Source organism: Paenibacillus sp. fava2 (assembly GCF_058313675.1).
Map to the genome: position 1 here is coordinate 1280499 of NZ_CM177755.1, position 21756 is coordinate 1302254.

General features: G+C 52.6%; 14 protein-coding genes. 10 read left to right on the plus strand and 4 right to left on the minus strand.

All coding sequences use genetic code 11. From position 1 onward, the window contains the following. The first annotated feature begins 12 nt into the window (after positions 1 to 12). From AC4G46_RS05605 to AC4G46_RS05615, 3 genes are read left to right on the plus strand one after another with little or no spacing between them, the layout of a single operon-like run. Complete coding sequence (locus AC4G46_RS05605; protein WP_491127054.1) at positions 13 to 1092, plus strand: Gfo/Idh/MocA family protein; 1080 nt, start codon at positions 13 to 15, stop codon at positions 1090 to 1092. A 57-nt stretch (positions 1093 to 1149) separates the two neighbouring features. After that, entirely contained in the window at positions 1150 to 1881 is a 732-nt protein-coding gene (locus AC4G46_RS05610) for a ThuA domain-containing protein (protein ID WP_491127055.1), read from the plus strand. Then, entirely contained in the window at positions 1882 to 2850 is a 969-nt protein-coding gene (locus AC4G46_RS05615; RefSeq protein ID WP_491127056.1) for a sugar phosphate isomerase/epimerase family protein, read from the plus strand. It begins immediately after the preceding gene. A 73-nt stretch (positions 2851 to 2923) separates the two neighbouring features. On the opposite strand, the gene dnaN is transcribed toward AC4G46_RS05615, so the two are convergent. From dnaN to AC4G46_RS05630, 3 genes are all read right to left on the minus strand, one after another. Further along, positions 2924 to 4051, minus strand: a complete 1128-nt coding sequence (dnaN, locus tag AC4G46_RS05620; protein WP_491127057.1) for a DNA polymerase III subunit beta — start codon at positions 4049 to 4051, stop codon at positions 2924 to 2926. Positions 4052 to 4075: 24 nt separating this feature from the next. Next, positions 4076 to 4312, minus strand: coding sequence for a ribbon-helix-helix domain-containing protein (locus tag AC4G46_RS05625; RefSeq protein ID WP_491127058.1), 237 nt, complete (start codon positions 4310 to 4312; stop codon positions 4076 to 4078). Positions 4313 to 4513: 201 nt separating this feature from the next. Next, entirely contained in the window at positions 4514 to 5404 is an 891-nt protein-coding gene (locus tag AC4G46_RS05630) for a helix-turn-helix transcriptional regulator (RefSeq protein WP_491127059.1), read from the minus strand. A gap of 661 nt (positions 5405 to 6065) precedes the next feature. Here AC4G46_RS05630 and AC4G46_RS05635 point away from each other — a divergent pair. The 4 genes from AC4G46_RS05635 to AC4G46_RS05650 all read left to right on the plus strand — a co-directional run bounded on the left by AC4G46_RS05635 (position 6066) and on the right by AC4G46_RS05650 (position 16275). Beyond that, positions 6066 to 7493 carry an ABC transporter substrate-binding protein gene (locus AC4G46_RS05635; protein ID WP_491127060.1) on the plus strand — a complete coding sequence of 476 codons (1428 nt, stop codon included), beginning with the start codon at positions 6066 to 6068 and terminating at the stop codon, positions 7491 to 7493. A 68-nt stretch (positions 7494 to 7561) separates the two neighbouring features. Further along, positions 7562 to 8497 carry a carbohydrate ABC transporter permease gene (locus AC4G46_RS05640; RefSeq protein ID WP_491127061.1) on the plus strand — a complete coding sequence of 312 codons (936 nt, stop codon included), beginning with the start codon at positions 7562 to 7564 and terminating at the stop codon, positions 8495 to 8497. Next, positions 8494 to 9363 carry a carbohydrate ABC transporter permease gene (locus tag AC4G46_RS05645; RefSeq protein WP_491127062.1) on the plus strand — a complete coding sequence of 290 codons (870 nt, stop codon included), beginning with the start codon at positions 8494 to 8496 and terminating at the stop codon, positions 9361 to 9363. Before AC4G46_RS05640 ends, AC4G46_RS05645 begins: the two co-directional genes overlap by 4 nt. Positions 9364 to 9387: 24 nt before the next feature. Next, positions 9388 to 16275: a DUF5695 domain-containing protein gene (locus AC4G46_RS05650; RefSeq protein ID WP_491127063.1), complete on the plus strand. Its 6888-nt coding sequence runs from the start codon at positions 9388 to 9390 to the stop codon at positions 16273 to 16275. Between the two features lie 73 nt (positions 16276 to 16348). On the opposite strand, the gene AC4G46_RS05655 is transcribed toward AC4G46_RS05650, so the two are convergent. Next, positions 16349 to 16858 (minus strand): GNAT family N-acetyltransferase, encoded by a 510-nt coding sequence (locus tag AC4G46_RS05655; protein WP_491127064.1) that lies wholly within the window; start codon positions 16856 to 16858, stop codon positions 16349 to 16351. Positions 16859 to 17141: 283 nt separating this feature from the next. On the opposite strand from AC4G46_RS05655, the gene AC4G46_RS05660 reads away from it, so the two are divergent. From AC4G46_RS05660 to AC4G46_RS05670, 3 genes are all read left to right on the plus strand, one after another. Next, the gene (locus AC4G46_RS05660) at positions 17142 to 18977 is read left to right on the plus strand and encodes a cache domain-containing sensor histidine kinase (RefSeq protein WP_491127065.1); all 1836 of its coding nucleotides are present in this window, start codon (positions 17142 to 17144) and stop codon (positions 18975 to 18977) included. A 5-nt stretch (positions 18978 to 18982) separates the two neighbouring features. Beyond that, positions 18983 to 20164, plus strand: coding sequence for a response regulator transcription factor (locus AC4G46_RS05665; RefSeq protein ID WP_491127066.1), 1182 nt, complete (start codon positions 18983 to 18985; stop codon positions 20162 to 20164). Between the two features lie 203 nt (positions 20165 to 20367). Beyond that, positions 20368 to 21660, plus strand: coding sequence for an ABC transporter substrate-binding protein (locus AC4G46_RS05670; protein WP_491127067.1), 1293 nt, complete (start codon positions 20368 to 20370; stop codon positions 21658 to 21660). Positions 21661 to 21756 lie beyond the last annotated feature (96 nt).

Consider the following 21756-nt stretch of genomic DNA (forward strand, 5'->3'; position numbering starts at 1 on the left):
GGGAAATAGAGAATGACCTTAAAAGTGGGGATTATCGGCTGCGGCGGCATCGCAACCGGCAAGCATATGCCGGCACTTAAGAAAGTGGAAGGCGCTGTCATGGTCGCTTTTTGCGATATCGTACCTGAACGGGCCGAGCAGGCCAAAGCGGAATTCGGAGATGAGAACGCAGCGGTTTACACAGACTATAAAGAGCTGCTGAAAGATACAACTATAGATGTAATTCACGTGTGTACCCCGAACATTTCCCATGCGGAAATTTCGATTGCCTCGATGGAGGCCGGCAAGCACGTCATGTGCGAGAAGCCGATGGCGAAGACGACCGCTGAGGCACAGGCCATGATTGATGCTGCCAAGCGTACCGGCAAAAAGCTGACAATCGGCTACCAGAACCGCTTCCGGTCCGATTCGGCTTACCTGTATAAGGTATGTGAAAACAACGACCTCGGCGAAATCTACTACGCCAAAGCCAAGGCCATCCGCCGGCGCGCGGTACCGACCTGGGGCGTATTCCTGGATGAGGAAGCACAGGGCGGCGGTCCGCTGATCGATATCGGCACCCATGCGCTCGACCTGACGCTGTGGATGATGGATAATTACAAGCCGAAATATGCGGTGGGCAATGCTTACCACAAGCTGTCCGGCCGCAAAAACGCCGCCAACGCCTGGGGTCCGTGGGACCCGGAGAAATTCACGGTTGAAGATTCGGCGATCGGCTTCATTACCATGCAAAACGGGGCGACCATTGTGCTTGAAGCCAGCTGGGCGCTGAATACCCTGGATGTCGGTGAAGCGAAGACAACGCTTTGCGGTACAGAAGGCGGGGCTGATATGGAAAAAGGCCTGCGCATCAACGGCGAAGAGTATGGCAAAACGTTCGAGAAGCACATCGGCCTGGATGCTGCCGGCGTAGACTTCTACGACGGTGCGGGCGAAGATCCGGCGCTGGTTGAAGCCACGCAGTGGATTGACAGCATTATTAATGATACAGAGCCGGTTGTTAAGCCGGAGCAGGCTTTGGTGGTAACCCGGATTCTGGAGGCTATCTACAAGTCGTCCGAGACAGGGATGCCGGTATTTTTTGAAGACTAAGCCCAAAATGAACATCAATTTAATCAATATAGATCCATTTAGGAGAGTGTCATAGAAGTGACAAGAGTAACCGTATGGAATGAGTACCGCCATGAGCTGCAGGAAGAGCGCATCCGCCAGGTGTATCCGCTGGGCATCCATGCGCAGATCGCCGGATTTCTTGAGGAAGCCGGGTTTGATACGGCAACTGCCACGCTGGATGAGCCGGAGCACGGTTTGACGGAAGAAGTGCTGAATAACACGGATGTACTGGTATGGTGGGGCCATATTGCCCATCAGGAGGTAAGCGACGAGATCGTGAACCGGGTCTATAACCGTGTGCTGCAGGGAATGGGGCTGATTGTGCTGCATTCCGGCCACATGTCCAAAATCTTCATGAAGCTGATGGGCACCAGCTGTGATCTGAAATGGCGCGAAGCGGGCGAGAAGGAACGCCTCTGGGTGATGGACCCGAGCCATCCGATTGCCGAAGGCATCGGCGAGTATATCGACCTGGAGCAGGAAGAGATGTATGGGGCACATTTTGATGTGCCGGCACCGGAGAGCCTGATCTTTGTCGGCTGGTTCGAGGGCGGAAACGTGTTCCCGAGCGGCTCGACCTACCGGCGCGGCAGCGGCAAAATCTTTTATTTCCAGCCGGGCCATGAATCCCATCCGACCTATTACCATAAAGAAATCCAAAAGGTTATCATCAACGGCGTAAACTGGTGCGCACCGACCAAGCGCGATTATCCGGTATACGGCCATTCCCAGGCTCTGGAGCCAATTCGCGAAAAGGTGGGCGTATAAATGAAATTAGGTGTATTTGATCCCGTATTCGGCAGTTTGACTCTTGATGAGATGCTTGATAAAATCGCAGCCGCAGGCTTGAATGCCGTTGAAATCGGCTCAGGCGGCAACCCCGGCAATCCGCACTGCCCGACTGACGAGCTGCTGGCCAGCGAGGAAGCACGCAAGGCTTACCTGGAGAAGTTCACCAGCCGCGGCATTATGATCAGCGCGTTCAGCTGCCACAACAACCCGATTTCGCCGGACAAAGAGGAGGCCCGTCAGGGTGACGAGATTCTGCGCAAGTCGATCAAGCTGGCTTCGCTGATGGGTGTTCAGGTCGTTAATACGTTCTCGGGCACTGCCGGAGACAGTGACGACGCTAAAGCGCCGAACTGGCCGGTTACACCTTGGCCGACTGTGTACAGCGATATTCTGACCTGGCAGTGGGAGCAGAAGCTGATTCCGTACTGGAAAGAGATCGGCCAGCTGGCAGAGGAGCATGGTGTGAAAATCGGGATCGAGCTGCACGGCGGCTTCCTGTGCCATACGCCGTACACGATCCTGAAGCTGAGAGAAGCGACCTGTGATGCGATCGGAGCTAACCTTGATCCGAGCCATCTGTGGTGGCAGGGGATTGATCCGGTCGGCGCAATCAAGATCCTTGGCAAAGCCGGAGCGATCCACCACTTCCATGCCAAGGATACCTATCTCGATCAGGACAACATTAATATGTACGGCCTGACTGACATGCAGCCTTACGGCGATGTGCAGACCCGGGCGTGGACTTTCCGCTCCGTCGGCTGCGGCCACAGCCTGTCCGAATGGTCGGATATTATGAGCGCGCTGCGCACCTACGGCTATGATTATGTGGTAAGTATCGAGCATGAGGACCCGCTGATGTCGGTAGACGAAGGCTTCCAGCGTGCCGTAACCAACCTGCAGTCGATCCTGATCCGCGAGCAGCCGCTGGATATGTGGTGGGCTTAAATAGTGTAAAGAAGCCGTTCCCGGGAGGGACGGCTTTTTCACTTATAGCTATCTAAAGGAACTGAAAAAATAATCAACTTTGCGTCATCACTGGAGTAATCAGGAACAGAGCAGACATGGTTGAATCCTCTGGAAGTACGATAATGGGACTGGTTTTCCCTGCATATTTTATTCGGATATTCGCGCAATCACTGTTACGAAGCATATCAATAAAAAACTTTCCGTTCAGCGATATGTTAAATCCCTCTCCGCTCATCCCTAGTAAGAAAATTTCATTTTTGACATCCCCGATTTCGGCAGTTCTGGACAATAGTTTTAATGTATCTGAAGCGGCTGCCAGCCGGATAACGTTGTCAATAGCCATTACTGTCACACATTCAACTGCTTTTAACAAACTTGCTTTATTAACTAAAATTTCACATAGATAAGACTGGGGGATTATATTTTTTATGGAGGGAAAAGTTCCTTCAATAAGAGCAGATTCGACTTTCAGGCCATTTGTCATAAGCCTCACTCTGTTATTACGCACTTCAATCTCAGTCACATCATCTGCGTCACTTAACATCTTAGATACTTCATGCAGATTTTTAGCTGGAATAATTGCGGTAAAGCTGCCGGCTGTATAACCTTCTACATGCAAGGTTCGGGAAGCAAGGCGGACTCCGTCAGTAGCAGTAAGGTTTAGGAGATTATTATGGAACTCGAGGAAAACTCCTGTTAATATGGGTCTGGTTTCGGACGTGGATGCGACTATGGCTACCTGCTTAATTGCTGACCTTAACAAAGCATTATTCACTTGCAGTTTACCAGCTGAAAGCCCTCCACTATTATCAAAATAAGGATATTCTGCTGAGTCCATACCGCATAAACGTATTTGAGTATTCCCCGATTTTATGGAAAGAATCAGTTGCTCTTTAGTCTCAAGTACAACTATTTCATCATTTAGTTTATGAATAACGTCGTAAAAATAACGTGATGGTATAACGAGACTTCCTGTTCTTTTTACAGCCATAAAAACACCGTTTTGAGGAATCACGGACTGTACGCTCATGCTCGTATTACTTGCAGTAAACCTAAGTTCGTCCGCACCTGCTTGAATAAATATCCCATGAAGTATGGGTATTGGACTATTCACTGCTATTGCTTTTATTACATGTCGAACTGCATTTATAAGAGAATCTTTTGTTATCTCAACCAGCAAAGACCTCACCTGCCTCGAACAAATTTATTGTGAATAGTGGGACTCAAGAACGGTCCGGATCACCTCCGAACGGGAAAGGTCATTGTCCTTGCAATACTCCTCAATTTTTCCCCATATTTCCTCGGTTAAAGTCAGTGATACTTTTTTAGTTACACCTATAGGTTTCCTCCCTGAACCCTCTCGAAGACCGCCCCTCGAAAAAACAAAACCTAACTGACCTTCTTTATTAGAGACACCAACTTTAATATTGTTATCGTTCAATCTAATACACCTCTTATTTGATTAAGGTAACTTAATTCAATTCCGCTTCATACTTATCTTATCATACCCTTGTTTTGGTTTACAATATTTTCAAGCGCTTTATCTATACAAATATAAAAAAACCACTCCAGGGCGGGAGCGGCTGAATCATTTCAACTTTTTAGGCTAATCCGTCTTTCTTCTGATTCTTCTTATTAGACACTACCGCTCCTTCACAAACTTGCTGCGGAAGGCCGAAGGGGAGAGCCCCTCTTTCTTGGAGAAGCAGGAGGAGTAGTGGGAGACATGATGGAAGCCGACTTCCTCGGCAATACGCGCCACAGACCAGGAGGTCTGGAGCAGCAGCCGCTTGGACTGTTCGATCCGGTAATATTGCAGGTAGGCCATCGGCGTCATGCCGAAGACCTTCAGCATGCTTTTGGCCAGATAGTTCGGGTGGTAGTTCAATTCCTTTTGCAGAACAGGATTGGTGAGGTCGTGCATGTAATTGTTCCGGATATACAGCTCAATCTGCTCTGCCAGATGGATTGCGGTTGCATCGCTCGGTGAAGCCAGGCTGCGGTCCAGATGCTGCAGGAAGGATTGAAAGCTGGCCTGCCGGCGCCAGTTGCGAAGGGATTTCGGCTCCGATTCCTGCTCAAAAAATAACTCCAGCAGCTCCATTGCCTTGGCGGAGATCTTCAGAAGTCTCGGCAGAAAGATGGAACAGAGATCGGTGTGATGGACATAGGCTTTATTCTTGTGCTCCTCAAACAGGAGCTGCTGATTAAGGAGGCACTCATTCATATCGGCACATTCCTGCCAGCTGCCAAAGGTCTGGAAGTGAATCCAGATGATTTCGGTGGGCACAGTGCAGGGGGCGAACCCGTAATGGTGGCCGTCCGGCAGGAGGATTACGCCTTCACCTGCACCCAGCTCACGCAAAATACCATTTTCCCCGACCGGCAGAAGGCCTTTGACAACCACGATTAAATCAAACACCCCAATGCAGTTGCGGTCTATGTGATAATCACCAACCTCGTATGACGCATGCCCGCAGTCCACAAAATAGGGAATCGGGGGCGAAATAAAATGCAGGATGGGCGCGTTCATTGAATAGGCTCCTCCATCTCCATAGGTTGCAATTATGAAAAAGCACTCCGGCTTGCCTTGCCTGTTTCACCCAATGTATCCCAACTTCTGGCATAAGTAAAGAACTATGATTAACAGTGAAAATATATAATCAATTATTCTTTTTTTGAACTATTTATTTTACGGGCAGGCACTTCCGGGCTCTTCCGGTTTCCATAGCACCCTCTTCCGCCTAAAAAGATTGAAATTTTATAAATATAGGTTGTAATATCGGTTTTTCAATTGAAATGGGGGGTGCTAAAATGAAGTAAGCGCTTCCGTAACGGGGAGGGGAAGAGCAGCAACATTCAATTAAACCAGGGGAGATCACTAAGCTTGGATTCTTTGTTAAACGATTATCTTGAAGCTTGAGCCGTTGTAAGGAGGGAGGAATTTAACCTGATTTCAGGCAGAACACGGTTTGAACCTTTGAAGCATCACGTTTCTTTTGATAATTGCGTTATAAAGATCAGAGTTGAAAATATACTGTAGGGGAAAAGTGCCAGGGTCTGTAAAGCTGCAGAGAGGACTTTTGCTTTCGATTTTATTTAAACGTTTAACAAAAAGGTTGGGCTAATGATTTCAAGGTGAATATGAAGGCTGGCCGGGTAAACGAAGTAAATGATGAGGGGAGATCAGAAATATGAAAACAGCAAAAAAACTGGGAGCAGGTCTTATCCTGACTGCATTAATGGTAAGCGCCGCCGGTTGCGGGAATAACGCGGCAGACACGGAAAACTCAGGAAATAAGGGAAACACAGGCAACACGGCAACTAAAAGTGCGGAGCCGGCCAAAACCTCAGAGGCCTCTGCTGAAAAGGTTAAAATCGTCTACTCCATGTGGGGTAGTGCCGCAGAAGGGAATACAACCCAGAAGGTGGCTGACCGGTTCAATGCCTCGCAGGACAAAATCGAAGTCGAGGTGCAGGCAATCCCTTGGGAGAACTACATGACGAAGCTGAATACGCTCGCCACGGCAGGCCAATTGCCGGACACAGGAATGCTGAAGGAAGACGGAGTTATCCAGTGGTCCTCTGAAGGTATGCTGAACGATGTAAGCGCTATGTATGAGGGCAGTGACAGCAAGCCGCTCGACAGCCTGGCTTACAAACATAAAGGCAATACCGTGGCCTATGCGGCCGCCAATGAAATTCTCCTGCTCTACTATAACAAAGATATGTTTGATAAAGCAGGTGTTGCGTACCCTCCGGCTGTGCTCGATCAGGCCTGGACCTGGGATCAGTTCGTAGAGACGGCCAAGAAGCTGACCATTGACAAGAACGGCAAGCATCCCGGCGAGGATGGCTTTGATGAACAGGGTATCGTCCAGTTCGGCGCTTCCGTCGAAAATCTTCCGTGGCAGCTGGAAGCCTGGACGCTCAGCAATGGCGGGGGCTTCTATTCCGAAGACGGTTCAGAGGTACGGATCGGCGAAGACGCCAGCATGGAAGCCATTCAACGGGTGGCTGACCTGTACCTGAAGGATCACGTTGCTCCGCTGTCCGTGGGTCAGACCGATGACGGCATCCAGCGTACAGTCATTGCCGGTACAGTCGCTATGGCAACGAACGGGCAATGGAATGTGGGAACCAGCCTGAATTCGGCCAAGGAAGAAGGGCTGAATTATGGCGTAGCCGTCCTGCCTTATATGAAGGATAAGGTAACGATCAGCACAGGCGGCGCCAACGTCGTCTTCTCCCAGACCAAGCATCCGAAGGAAGCGATGGAATGGCTGAAATGGTACAACTCGGAAGAAAACAACTGGGAGCTGATCTCCTCGGGTATCTGGATGCCGACGCTGGATAAGTGGTATAAGGATGAGACGCTCACCCGCAAATGGGTGGAAAATCCGAACTTCCCGCCATACGACGAATACAAGTCCGCGGTAGTTGATTATGCCCAGTCCCCTGCTGCAAGACCGGCTGCGTGGTTCTATACGAACTATACTACAGACTTCAATACGCTGCTCGGCTCCGTTCTGGGTGATGTCTGGACCGGAAAAACGACGGCCAAAGAAGCGATCACCAAAAATCTTGAAGCGCTGAAAGCCGTACACGCAGGCAACAAGTAAAGAATAGAGGGCTGGCTGCCGGCATTGCTGTGCGGCGGCCAGCCTCCACTTGTGAGGGAGTGCGAGATATGGAAACCATTACTAAGCTGCAAAAACGCCGTCCCCGTATGCGATCCCGCATACATGCCAGCGAGGCGCGTACCGCGTACATCTGTCTGATTCCTGCCTTTCTGGGACTGATCTTCCTGACTTATCTGCCGCTTGCCGGAGTGCTGGGGATCAGCCTGACGAACTGGACGGGGCTGAAGAGTCCTGAGTTTATCGGCTTTGATAACTATATCAAGCTGTTTACAACGGACCCTTATATTAAGGATTCGATTATTGCGACGATTTATTTTGCTATCCTTTCGGTAGCCGGAAGCATGGTCTATTCGCTGTTTATTGCCATGCTGCTTAACCGTAAAATTCCGGCGAGGGGCTTTTTCCGGGCTGTCTTTTATGTGCCGTATGTACTGCCTGCTGCAGCGATCTATGTAGGCTGGTCGTGGCTTTACGAGGGGAATTTCGGCTTCTTTAACTATTTGCTCTCTGAGCTGGGCCTTAATAAAATCCTCTTTATCGCGGATTCCAGCTATGTCGTTCCTTCGCTGTCCCTGATTTCGGTCTGGCTGTCGGGGAATCTGATCGTTATTTTCCTCGCTGGTCTGCAAAATGTTCCGGTCGTCTATCATGAAGCTGCCGAGATGGATGGAGCGAATGGTTGGAAGCGCTTCCTGCATATCACCCTGCCGTGCATGACGCCGATCATTTTCTACAACCTGCTGATGAGCCTGATCGCCAATCTCCAGATCGTTACACCGGCGCTGGCCTTAACCAATGGCGGCCCGGGCAACTCATCGCGCTTTCTGACTTATCTGATGTATGATCAGGCCTTTGTGAATTACCGGCTCGGTTATGCCTGCGCAACGACCCTGATTATTTTCGCCATCCTTGCCGTGTTTACTACCGTGCTGTTCAAGACGTCGAACCGGTGGATTTTTAATGAAGGAGGCGACGACAAGTGAGTGTAGCAGCATACGGCAGACTAAAAAGCAAAAAACGCAGACACAGGGCAATGAATATCCTGACCTTTGCCGTTGTCATTTTATTTGCACTGATCGCATTTTTCCCTATCTGGTGGATTTTTCGCACCTCACTCATGACCAATGCGGAGATCTATCAGTATCCTCCCTCGCTGCTGCCTCAGAACTGGCTGTTCTCCAACTATGAGAAGACGCTTGAGGTCTTTAAATTCTGGAAGTACCTGTGGAACACGATGGTCATTATCACTCCCTCCTGTCTGGCAGGGACCTTTACGGCTACGCTGTGCGGATATGCCTTTGCAAGGCTGCGGTTCAGAGGAAAAAGCCTGCTGTGGGCGCTCTGCGTAGGCTCGATGCTGCTGCCGGCCATGGTAACACTCATTCCGCTGTATATCGGCTGGACGCGGGGACTGGGGTTCAATGACAGCTACTGGCCGCTGATTCTGCCTTACTTTTGCGGGGGCGGGGCCTTTAACATCTTCCTGATCCGCCAGTTTATTGTGTCGATCCCGCGCGAGCTTGATCAGGCTGCAACCATTGACGGCGCCGGCTACTTCCGGATCCTGTTCAGCATCATCATGCCGGCGATCCGCCCGGCCATGATTGTTGTCGCGCTGTTTATCTTCATCGGGCTATGGAACGATCTGCTCCAGCAGATGATCTACATTAACTCCAGCGATAAATATACGATTGCGCTCGGGCTGACCAACTTCAGGGGCCAGCTCAAAAGCGACTGGCCGCTGACAATGGCTGCGACCTGTCTGTCGTTTGCGCCGGGCGTCCTTTTTTACCTGATTGGTCAAAGGTATTTCGTAGAGGGCATTACGCTCACCGGATTAAAAAATTAGTCCGAACGGGAGGTTATAATGGGAATGATTACACGAAAACTGAAGCCGCTGGCGGTTGCGCTGCTGATGCTTGTCCAGGCAATCCCTCTGTATGCAGGTGCAGAACCCCTGGCAGCCGCTGCAGTAAAGAACGACATCTCCAATGCCAGCCTGTCTGCCAAAGTCGGTGATCTGGGCCAGATTGAGGAGCTGTACATCAACAATAATCCCGTCAATAAAAAAGGGGCACCGATCAATTTTGTGCTGCCGAACACGACCTCACCGCAGAATGATGTCCAGCACCAGTGGATGGGTGAGATGATTTTTTCGTACCGTACAGGTGACAGCGGGCAGTTCCCCGATAACAGAGACGGCTTCACAGAAGTGGATACCAATAAAACACTGGCCGCCGGCGGATCAACCAAGGTTTCCACCATCAACCCGGATAACCCCTATATCAAAAAAACAGCCTCAGCTGACGGCAAAAAGGTTGAAGTCAACTTTCTGGGACAAAATCTGGATTCAACCGCCCAGCGGGTGATGAAAGGCTTTGACGTCAAGTCGGTATTCGATATGGATACTGAAGACGGTTCGCTGCTGTGGGAAATCACGCTGAAGAACAAGAGCAGCAAATATATTGAATTCGGTGATATCGGCCTGCCGATGCCCTGGAACAACAAATACCGGACCTTATCCGATACTTATGATGACCGCGTAACCGTGCATAATTTTGCCGGCGCAGACAGCGGGTATTCCTATGCGATCCGTACCAGCGGCGAGGGTAACTTCATGCTGTTCAGCCCTGTACCGGAGAGCGGCGCGCGGATCGAATATGTGGACTACTGGATGCAGGAAAGCGGAGAGCTGCGTGCCGGCAATACCTTCGCGAACTGGACCGGCGACAGCGGCGGCTGGTATCCGGGGCTGAATGTGCTATACATCCACTCGAAGGATATCCGGAAGACCGGTCGCGGCTATTACACCGATGCTTCCAGCCTGGTGCTGGGACCGGATCAGGAGCAGACATACAAGTTCAAATTCTCCGCTGTCCGGGCAGGCGACAATACGCCGCAGGCTAATGCCCAGAGCCCGAATAACAGCTCCACCTCGATGGAGGACCGTGAGGCCAATCTGCGTTCCATCCTGTACAAGTCAGGCATGATCGATGCGGTAGCGGTCCCCGGCTTTCAGACAGCGATTAATATGCCAGCCAAGCTGGATCTGCACTATGACGACAGTCTTATCGACGTACAATCGATCGATATCCAGAATGTTGACGAGAACGATCCGTTTGACGAAGAGCATATCCCGGACATCAAGCCCGGCAGGACTAGAGCAGAGATGGTCAACAATTCCCGAACCGGCCGCGGCCTGGCTGACGGGAATCCGGGCTACGATGAAGCCTACGAGTTCGTAGAGACGAAGATAGTTGACGGTGAACAGCATCATATCTATTCGCTGAAGTTCGGTTCCATCGGCAATAACAGTGTACGTGTGAATTACAAGCTGAAGGTTGGCAATGAATGGGTCGATAAATTTACCCAGTATGAATTCAATGTGCTGGCCGAGCTGGACCAGACGTCACAGGCCCATTCCGCATTTATGGTGGAGCAGACGCAGGATAAGGACCCGAAAAGTCCGACGTACGGCAACTATTTTGACTGGTATCTCACCGGCGGCCTCGACAAGAACACCAGCCACTGGGGGGATGACTGGAGCCACGATAATATCAATTTCATGACGATGAAAAATGTGCTTGATCCCGATCCCGCTGAAATCAGTTCCATCGAAACGTACCTGATCGACTTCATGTGGGAACGTTATATGAAAAATACACAGAACAGCTATACGGTAGCGAACTATCTCAGAGATTCGGGGGCTTTTACGGATAAAGAGCAGCCGTATACCCGGGCGTTCTCGGAAATGATGGAAGCGACCGGCTTCTTCAACATGTACCGGATTCAAAAGGCTTATCCAAGCCTGATTGAGTACCGGGAGTCCCCGCAATTTTATCTGGAAAAAGCCTACGGCATCTACTACAACCGGGTGTCCAGCGGAGCAATCGGATTCTACGGCGAGCAGCAGATCCCGGATATGATTGAGGCGCTGAAGGAAGAGGGCATGCTGACCGAATCGGCCAATCTGCAGCGGAAGTTCGCTCTGGACAAAGGCCGGAATATGACCAATGCCAATTATCCTTACGGTTCCGAATTTGAGTATGATAACACCGGTGAAGAAGGCGCTTATGCGGCGGCCAAGGCGCTGCGCACCTATTATCCGAACGACGGACGCGCAGCCGCTGCTGAACAAAGCATGGAAATGGCAGACTGGAAGACACGCGCCATGCGCGGTATTCAGCCAACCTGGTTCCATTATTCCGTACCAGTATTCCGCGGCGGTGAAGGCTGGTGGAACTTCCAGTACACCGCCTCACTGGCAGGCTATATTATGGATGACTGGCTGCGCTATGAGGATGACGGCAGGTCGGAGGAGCAGACCGCGATCGCCCAGCAGCGCAACTATGCAGCGAAGATTTCCAACTTTAATGCCGTCAATATGGGGCAGATTGCTGCACAGTCTGTGGGCAGCACCTCATGGAGATATTCCATGTACAAGGGAGGAACGGGCACCAAGGATGTATTTGATGGCGGCTCGCGGGTGATGAATAACGGCTGGAATGATTTTTCCGGCGAAGCGGAGGAAGGCCTGTACGGTTCCCTGCTCAGCATCAGCGCCGATATTGTGACTGATCCGGTATTCGGGCTGTTCGGATACGGAGCTCTGGTTACGGATGGAGGGGACAGCTATCAGATCACGCCAAAAGACGGGTTCGGCAGACGGATCAATCTGCTGGATGAGAAGATGTATTTGGTCTCCGGGAACGATAAGGTGACAAGCGCGGACATCCGCAAAGACGGTAAAGCTTTTACCCTGCAGTTTGAGAATACGGCGGAGAAGGAGCATGCATCGCGGATTACCTTTGACGGGGCGGGCATCGGGAACGGCTACTATACAATGAAGCTGGATGGTGCAGATGCCGGACAGTTCTATGTACAGAACAATAAAGGTACGGCCATGTTCCATATGAGCAGCGCAAAGACGGCTGAACTGGTCATCGAAAAAGCGGATACCGGCGAAAATGAAGCTCCGCAGGTGACTGCAAAAGTTGCGGTGGAAAAGCCGCAGGCGCTGATTCCGTTTATGCTTAACGGCATTGTAACCGATGATGGTGCGCCGGGCGGCACCCTCACCTACCAGTGGGAGATTGTCAGCACGCCGGAAGGCGGCAAGCTCACTTTCAATCATCCGAAGGCAAACATTACACAGGCTACGGGTTCAAAAGAAGGCACCTATACGTTACGGCTTACCGCAGGTGACGGGGCGAAGACCGGCTCCGGCGAGGTGACCTTCCAGCTGGCTGCGCCGCCTGAGAAGCAGCCTCCGCAGATCAGCCAGGTGACTGCCGTACAGGATGTCGCCAATAACAGCATCGTCATATTATCCGGCACAGCCATTCCCGATCCGGTGCACAGCGCCGTATTTGAGCCGGAGCTGACCTATGCGTGGACGGTTAAGCAGAAGCCGGAGGGTGCGGGTGAGGTTACTTTTGTAGCCGGTAACAAGGAAACGGCCTATGCCCGCATCAGCAAGGCAGGCACCTATGTGTTTACCTTTACCGCGTCAGACGATGACAAACAAGGCAGCAAGGATGTCACGATTGAAATTAAAGAAGATGCTGTGGACGCCTACCGGGCACTCAGCACAGTAACCAAAAAGGACACAGCTCCGGTTCTTCCGGGTAAGGTGAATGTCCTGTCGGAAGACGGATATGGGGAGCGGGATATTCAGTGGGAGGCCATTGATCCGGCCAGCTATGGAGCTGCGGGTCAGTTTGAAGCCAACGGCACAGTCACAGATAGTGATATTGAGGTTCGTGCTACCGTATATGTTGTGAGTTCGGGGCTGTCCAATGCCGCGCTGACCGCTAAGCCGTCCGCCAGCTTCTCCGGCGGCGACGGGTATCCGGAAGCGATGAACAACGGCATTGAGCCAAAAAGCTCAGGTGATTTCTCGCCGAACCGCGGGGCACCGAACAGCGCCTGGCATAACTGGGGCCGGGAAGGAGATCCGGCCTGGGTCACGTATGAATGGGAGCAGCCGTTTCTCGCCTCCTCCATGGATGTCTACGTATTCCAGGACGGCGGCGGAAACTTCCGTCCGAAGGAAATGCAGCTGATGCTTCGTGACGGGGACGGCAAATGGTATACCCCGAGAGCCGTGAAGGGGCTAGGCAATGAGCTTAACAAATACAACACAACCACCTTTGAGCCTGCTTATATTACAGGCGTGCGGATGGATATGAAGCCGGCTGCCAATGGAAGCGGGATTCTGGAATGGAAGGTCTACGGCTATACAGGCGCAGTAGATAAGGCAGAGCTGATCAAGCTGTATAACTATGTTAATACTTTGAACGCTGCAAACTTTGACGCACCGGGTCTTGCACCGGTTGAAGCGGCCAAGGCTGAAGCTTCCGCTGTCATTAAAAATCTGGCTGCCACAGACGGCGAAGTTACCCATGCGCTGGAGAAGCTGCTGACCGACTTGCGTCTGCTCAGTCCGCGCGATAACAATATGGCCTATCTGGCCAATGTATCATCCAGCTATACCTCGCCATGGGAAAGCCTTGCCGCAGTGAATGACGGCAAAAAAACAGGCACTAACCTGTCGCACTGGGGAACCTGGGGCAATGCAGGGGCAGCGGAATGGGTGCAGTATGACTGGCCGCAGGGCGCTGTCATCCAAAGCTCCAATCTGGTGCTGTGGTCAGATGCAGGCGGAATCACCCCGCCGACCAAGTACGTCTATTCCTACATTCCACTGAACAGCGTAACGAATGAATGGGTCACAGCCGGAACAGTCACCGAGGGCATCAAGGTGGTTGAGCATAATCCTGCAGAATCCGTGAACCCGTACGAGTTCGATCCGGTGCTTGAGGTTAAGGCGCTGCGGGTTACGATGACGAAGCAGTCAGCAGCAGGGGATAATGGCGTAGGCTTATGGGAATGGGAGGTGATCCGTCCGGAAGGGCAGAAGCAGGATCAGGAGCCGCCGTCTGCTACAGAGGTTAAAGGTGTAGATGTCAGTGAAGCCGATACTAAGGACGGAAAGCTCACAGGCGTAACCTCCGCGATGGAATACCGGAAACAGGGAGCGGATGCCGGGATCTGGACGGCCATCGCAGGTATAGAGGTTACAGGACTTGGCACGGGAACCTATGAGGTGAGATTCAAGGAAACGGCAACGCATCACGCGAGTCCATCCCTTGAAATCGTTATTGGCAGTCCGGCAATAGAGCCGACAGCGACACCAACGCCGACAGCGACGCCAACGCCGACGGCAACACCGGAGCCGACAGCGACGCCAACGCCGACGGCAACACCGGAGCCGACAGCGACGCCAACGCCGACGGCAACACCGGAGCCGACAGCGACGCCAACACCGACTGCAACACCGGAGCCGACAGCGACGCCAACGCCGACGGCAACACCGGAGCCGACAGCGACGCCAACGCCGACGGCAACACCGGAGCCGACAGCGGCGCCAACGCCGACGGCAACACCGGAGCCGACAGCGACGCCAACGCCGACGGCAACACCAGAGCCAACAGCGACGCCAGTGCCAACAGCGACACCAGTGCCATCCTCGCCGCCGGCAACAGTGTACGTACCTGCACCTTTGACCAACACAGTTGAAGGAGCGGTGGTTAAGATTGGAGCACTGAAGCCGGATACGGTGACCGGCATAGCTGCAGGGTTAGCTGTCAGTCAGGAAGACCTCAATAGAGCACTGTCGGGTGCCAAGGCAGACAGCAATGGAATAAAGACCATAAGAGTGCAGGTTCCAGTTATGGCAGGGGGAAGCGGATATACGATTGAGCTACCTGCCGCTGCACTGCGCTCGGATATAGCAGATGTGCTAATAGAGATCACAACAGGCTTTGGAACGATACAAGTATCTTCGGCGATGCTGGATAAGGCGGCTGCTGCGGATGCCAAACATGTTGAATTGACTATTGGAAGCGCCGGCGCGGCTACGCTTGATCCTGTTACCCAAAGCATGGCCGGCAGCAGACCAATAATCAATTTGGCTGTCAAAATAGACGGAACAGTAGCAGCTGGGAACAGCCTGAATGCACCGGTGGAGGTGCGGATTCCATATCTTCCAGCGCTTAATGAACTGGCTGCTTCCGCATTTCTGACAGTCTGGTACGCTGATGCAGACGGAAAGCCCGTTCAGATCAGGCACGCTAAATATGATGCTGTTAAAAAAGCAGTAGTGTTTACAGCTACACAGCCGGGTACGTATGCCGTTGCCTACACCAAAAAAAGCTTCGAAGATGTAGCGCCAAATGCATGGTACCAGCCGGCGGTGGAAATGATGGCCTCCAAGGGCTTCATAGACGGCACCTCGTCTACAAGCTTTAGCCCGGACAGCACAGTTACAAGAATTGAGTATCTGGCGTGGCTGGTAAGAACACTGGGCCTGACAGCGGAATTCAATGCGAACTTCAATGATATTCATGCAACTAACCAGTATTATGAAGAAATTGGAATTGCCAGAGCCCTCGGCATTACGGTAGGCTCCGGCGGCAATTTCAATCCCGGTGCGGAGATCAGCAGACAGGATATAGCTGTAATGACCATGAGAGCGTTGCGTGCAGCCGATCCGGCATTACAGACCGGTACCTCCGGAGATCTCAAGGAATTCAAAGACAGCGGCCAAGTCGCCGCATACGCAGCGGAAGATCTGGCTGCGATGGTTGAGCTCGGATTCATTAACGGGCAGGGCAATGCAGCCCTGAATCCTAAGGGCGTGACCACCAGAGCCCAGGCTGCGCAGGTGCTGTATAAGATTTATCAGCAGCTGCAATGATGGGCAGCCAGCAATAAATAAAGCGGCTTTGCTCCCGTGTTACGGGACCAAAGCCGCTTCTTTTTGTCTGCTGCTACAGCTTCTTGTAATAAAGCACCGTTGTGTCCAGTCCGCCCTCAGCGGAGATAGCGAAATCGGGGATTCTGCCAGCCTCTATGTATCCGCGCGAAAGATAGAGCAGGTTCGAAGGATCGCCCTCCCGCGTATCAAGGACGATCAGGGTCCGGCCGTGGGCAGCCGCAGCCCGCTCAGCCGCATCAATCAGCATGCCCGCGATGCCCTTGCGGCGGTGATCGGGATGTACCATCAGCTTGGCCAGCTCGGCCCGGTGTGCTCCATTCGGCTTAAGTGCCAGATGGAGCTGAACGGTGCCGGCCACCGCTTCACCATCCATAGCAACCCAGAGGAGTACACCGGGACCGTGCACGCCCTGCCAGTATGCAGTGGCTTCATCTTCAGCGAGCGGCGGCAGAAAACCGATCGAAGCGCCGTCCTCCACAGTGTCGGTCAGCAGCCTGCTTAATTCGTGCAAGACAGGCGGCGTTAAGCCGTCCAAAGGAATTACAGAAATAGGTTCGCTCATGGTATAAGTCCTCTCTGATTATCGAATGAAGGGATACAATCCTTTTATTTTTTTACATAAGATTCATTATACCTGTGTCATTAAAGTTTACAAATATATTTTTTGTCAGTGAACTGATGATATATCTGTGTCAAATATAAAGGTGATTCTGACGGGCTTTTTGACTCCTTAACCGGTTCGCAGAACAGGAGATGCTAGAGATTTATACTGATTTTTCCCATGCAGCGCCTGAGGTTATCCCTTATAATAAATGAAATTTAAAGCCTTCCAGGGGGGATGAAGAATGCGGCGGTGGAACAATCTTACCTATCAGAGCAAGCTGATGCTCGCCTTCTTCCTGTTAGGTATTATCCCGTCAATGGTCATTGGCACGATGGCGTACTTCAAATCGGTCGGGACACTGGAAGCGCGGGTGAATGAGGATCTGGGTGTGATTGCCGGCCAGCTGAATGCAGCGATCCAGCGGCAGGTTGAGGATGTGGACCGGTTCAGCACCTTTCCCTATTTTACACCGGAAATCTTTCAGATTCTGAATCAGCCGTATGTGCCGCGCGACCAGTGGAGCTATCAGGAGATTGAGAGCCAGCAGCAGTTTGCCAAGCTTCTTGTCACGTATCCTTCGATCTTTTCCACGATTCAGGGCCTCGTCTTCTACAGCAGCACAGGCAATACTTACGGGTACAGGGTCAGCGACAGGTCCTCCATTAATGAGGCAGTCAATCCGGAGAAAGAGGAGTGGTATCAGGAGACGCTCAGCCGTGACGGCGGCATCGCCATATCCGGTCTCCGGCTGGAACGGCAGTTCAACAGTGCGCCATTTCAGACGATCACGGCTTCGCGCGTCCTGCTGAATGATGATTTTACGGCAGCGGGGGTGGTGGCGGTGGACATCCGGCCGGATTTTATGGACAAGATTGTCCGCTCCTTTCAAATGGAGAGCATGCATGTAATGGTTGCTGATGAAAAAGGGGAGCTGATCTACTCTACGCATACGGCAGATAACCAGCGTTTTCTCAGCGCAGCCAGAGACCAGGCCGTTCACACCGGTACGGCACGGGGGATGATTACCGTTCCTGCACTTGGCGACGGGCTGGAAGCAGCTACCGGCGTGTATGCCTACAGTGAATACCTTGGCTGGACCAGTTATCTGCTGATCGACCGCGACGAGCTGCTGGAAGATGCCAACGTTATCCGGAACTTCACAATGATTCTGGTGCTGATTATAACGGTATTGGCAGGGCTGCTGTCGCTGCTGCTGGCCCGCGGGCTGGCGAGGCCGATCCGCAGCCTGATCTCCTCCATGCGGGATGTAGAGCGGGGGCTGTTCGTCACTCCGGCGGCACCGCCGGTGCGGGGCGAAATCGGCCAGCTTCATCTCAGCTATGTCACCATGGTGAAGCGGCTCGGTATACTGGTCGAATCCATCGAAGAGAAGGAGCGGCAAAAAAGAGAAGCCGAGCTGTATGCGCTCCGGGCACGGATCACACCGCATTTTCTGTTTAACACGATTAACTCGATCCGCATGCTTGCTGTACTGCAGCAATCCGAAGGAATTGCCCGCCTGCTCCAGTCGCTGAACAAGCTGCTGCAGGCTAATATGAAGCTGGACAGTGAGCTGGTTCCGCTGGAGGCTGAGCTTGAGCTGCTGCGGCATTATATGCGTCTCATGGAGCTGAGGTATACGAACCGTTTTGAAGTGGAATGGAGCGTAAGCGAAGATGTACTTGGTGCGAGGGTGCCGCCGATGATTCTGCAGCCGCTGGCGGAAAATGCGATATTTCACGGGTCGCTGCACAGCGGCGGCGGGCTGCTGCAGATTGAGGTCGGAGCTGAAGTCAATCCGGAGGGCACGGAGCTGCTGATCTGGATCAGTGACAACGGCCAAGGGATAGATCAGGAGATGCTGGCTGTGCTGAACGGCGGAGGGACACCGCCATCATCCGGAAGATCCGGTGACAGCATCGGAATCGCCAATGTGCGCGACCGCATCCGGCTCCGCTACGGCGAGCCGTATACGCTGAAGCTTGAGAGCACACCCGGAGCGGGAACGAGGGCATTGCTGCATCTGCCGTACCGGGCGGAGGATGGACAAGACAGACTGAGCAGAATGGGGGAGTGACAATAATGTGGAACTTGCTTGTGGTGGAGGACGAAACCATTGTCCGGCTGGGCCTCAGATATATGCTGAACTGGGATGAGCTGGGGATTACCTGGAAGGCGGAGGCTTCGAACGGTCTTGAAGCGCTCCAGGTGCTTGCGGACGAGGAGATTCATATTGTTATGACGGATATCCGGATGCCGGGTATGGACGGACTGGAGCTCGCCCGCCGTATTAAGGCACAGTACGGCAAAGTGCAGATTATCTTTTTCAGCAGCTTTGAAGATTTTCCATATGTCAAGGAAGCCGTGCGGATTGGAGTCGTGGATTACTTGCATAAGCCGACGATGGCGGAGGAGGAGATCGCGGCTGCCCTGCACAAAGCGGCTGCTACCCTGAAGGAGCTGTATCAGGAGCAGCAGGCCGCAGACTATACGGACAAAGACCGCGAAGAGCTGCTGCTCCGGCTGCTTACAGCAGAGACTCAGCCGGCAGACCTGCCGGAGAAATGGCGGGAGATCGGACTGGAGCAGCGTTACAGCAGGGGATGGCAGCTGGCAGTGCTGCGTATGGCCCGGAGCACTGCAGCGGAACCGGCCGGTCCGGCCCGCTTCATGTCCTTTCGTTATTACCTTGAAGAATATACCTCCCGTGAATGGGGCGGCCAGCTGCTTAATGTGGAAGACAGGGAGCTGGTCTGGATCCTGCCGCTGGATGCAGAGCGCGCGGATGGCGGAGCGATGCGGAATTACCTGGAGCAGCTCGACCAGGGGCTGGATAAAATGCTCGGCATCCGGCTCGCTTACACCTACAGCGGTGTTCACCTGACAGCCGGGGAGCTGGAGGGAGCCTACCGGGCTGCGGCCGAGCAGGAACCGGAAACCGGCGGACGGCATAGCGGTGTGATCCGGCTGGCAACGGCGTATATAGATGAGCATCTGCTGGGGGATCTTACGCTTGCCGGAACGGCGGAGCATATCCACATCAGTGTAAGCCACCTGAGCCGCCTGTTTCTGAAGGAGACCGGACAGCATTTCAATGAGTATGTTACGGCCAAAAAAATGCTGCTGGCCCGCAGGCTGCTACGTGAGAGCAATGACAAGGTATATGAGGTGGCGGAAAAGCTGGGCTATGCGAATCCGCATTATTTCAGTAAATTGTTCAAAGATGACACAGGTATGACACCGCTGGAATTCCGCAATCAGTAGCTGAGGAACAGCAGAACAGCAAATCATTGCGTGAAAAAGCAATTTTCATCTATTTTTCAGCCAGTTGCAGCTAATCAGCTCCATCAATAAGCAAAACTGAGCAATAATTAGCTGTAAACCAGCAATTAGGCACGGTATTTAACCTGACGCATAAACGGTAATATGGGCTTAAGTAATTTACTTTATGTCAGGGAGGCTAACACATGAGTAAGAAAAAAGGGTTCTGGCGGTCATCGTTATGGAGTCTTAGTCTATTGGCCGTTCTTGCCGGCTGCGGAAGTAATGCGGCTTCGGACAGCAACAGTGCAGCGGCGGATACAACAGCAAATGCTGCAGGCAGCGATGCCGAGAAAGAACCGGTTGTGCTGAAGCTGACAACCTGGAATCCGATCAGCCAGACGGTCGTGGATAAATTCCAGGAAAAGTACCCTTACATCACGATAGAACATGACAAGGTGTATGACCAGTTCCGCGAAATCATCCGTACCCGGATTGTGTCCAAATCGGATATGGATATGCTCTGGCTGTTCCCCAACCAGGTGGCCGAGTTCTCGAAAGAAGATGTCCTGATGGATATTACCGGCAGCCCTTGGCTGGATAATTACCTGGAAGCAGCGGTGAAGCTGGGCACAGTCGACGGCAAAACCTACGGCGTTCCCTATAACAGCCAGCCGATCGTAATGTTCTACAATAAAACGCTGTTCGGCGAGCTTGGTCTTGAGATTCCGCAGACATGGGATGAGCTGCTCGCTGTCAGCGAACAGATTAAGGCCAGCGGCACCGCACCTATGGTCATCGGCAGCAAGGACGGCTGGGCTACCCAGTTCATCACCACCTCGCAGTTCGGCCTGTACCAGCATGACAACCCGGATGTCTTCGCACAGCTGGCCAGCGGGGAGAAGAAGTGGACCGATCCGGAGTTTAGCACTTATTTTGACGGGATGAAGGAGCTGGCGGATAAAGGCTATCTGCTGGAGAACTCCGTTGGACTGAGCTATGACCAGGTGGCCCAGGTATTCAAAGAAGGCAAGGCGGCTATGTGGCCGATGGGCGAATGGGGCTACAGCGAGAACTTTGATGCCGACTTCTCCGCCTTTGAGCTGGGCGCATTCCCGATTCCGGTTAACCGCGGCGACCAGCCGCTCGTAACGAATCTGGTATCTGACAACTTGCTGGTCGGCGTGTCCTGGAGCAAGCATCAGGAAGAGATCAAGCTGTTCATGGAATTCGTCGCTGATCCGGAAATTGCCAAAATCTGGTCCGATGAAACGAAGCAGGCCGTAACGGTCAAGGGCGGCACCTCCGAAACCTACAGCCCGCTTGCCGCATCGCTGCAGCCGCTGGTGGATGCGAGTGAAGCGCAGATTTTCCCGAGCATGACCTCATCCATTGAGCCGGTCATGTTCCCGATCTTCCAGCAGATTCTGCTGAAGCAGGATGTGGATACAAGCAAGCTGCTGGAGCAGCTGCAGGCTGCGCAGGATAAGGATATCTAAGGCTTTTTAGATAACAACAATAGCACAAGAACAGAAAAGAATAGCGAAAGATCAGAACAAGGACGACTCTGTCTTTCGCCAGCTTTTCTTTTTTTT

Bases quoted from the DNA above. Each gene is read 5' to 3' on its own strand.
- AC4G46_RS05605 (WP_491127054.1), top strand. From the start codon at position 13: ATGACCTTAAAAGTGGGGATTATCGGCTGCGGCGGCATCGCAACCGGC.
- AC4G46_RS05615 (WP_491127056.1), top strand. From the start codon at position 1,882: ATGAAATTAGGTGTATTTGATCCCGTATTCGGCAGTTTGACTCTTGAT.
- AC4G46_RS05630 (WP_491127059.1), bottom strand. From the start codon at position 5,404: ATGAACGCGCCCATCCTGCATTTTATTTCGCCCCCGATTCCCTATTTT.
- AC4G46_RS05635 (WP_491127060.1), top strand. From the start codon at position 6,066: ATGAAAACAGCAAAAAAACTGGGAGCAGGTCTTATCCTGACTGCATTA.
- AC4G46_RS05640 (WP_491127061.1), top strand. From the start codon at position 7,562: ATGGAAACCATTACTAAGCTGCAAAAACGCCGTCCCCGTATGCGATCC.
- AC4G46_RS05650 (WP_491127063.1), top strand. From the start codon at position 9,388: ATGATTACACGAAAACTGAAGCCGCTGGCGGTTGCGCTGCTGATGCTT.
- AC4G46_RS05655 (WP_491127064.1), bottom strand. From the start codon at position 16,858: ATGAGCGAACCTATTTCTGTAATTCCTTTGGACGGCTTAACGCCGCCT.
- AC4G46_RS05660 (WP_491127065.1), top strand. From the start codon at position 17,142: ATGCGGCGGTGGAACAATCTTACCTATCAGAGCAAGCTGATGCTCGCC.
- AC4G46_RS05665 (WP_491127066.1), top strand. From the start codon at position 18,983: ATGTGGAACTTGCTTGTGGTGGAGGACGAAACCATTGTCCGGCTGGGC.
- AC4G46_RS05670 (WP_491127067.1), top strand. From the start codon at position 20,368: ATGAGTAAGAAAAAAGGGTTCTGGCGGTCATCGTTATGGAGTCTTAGT.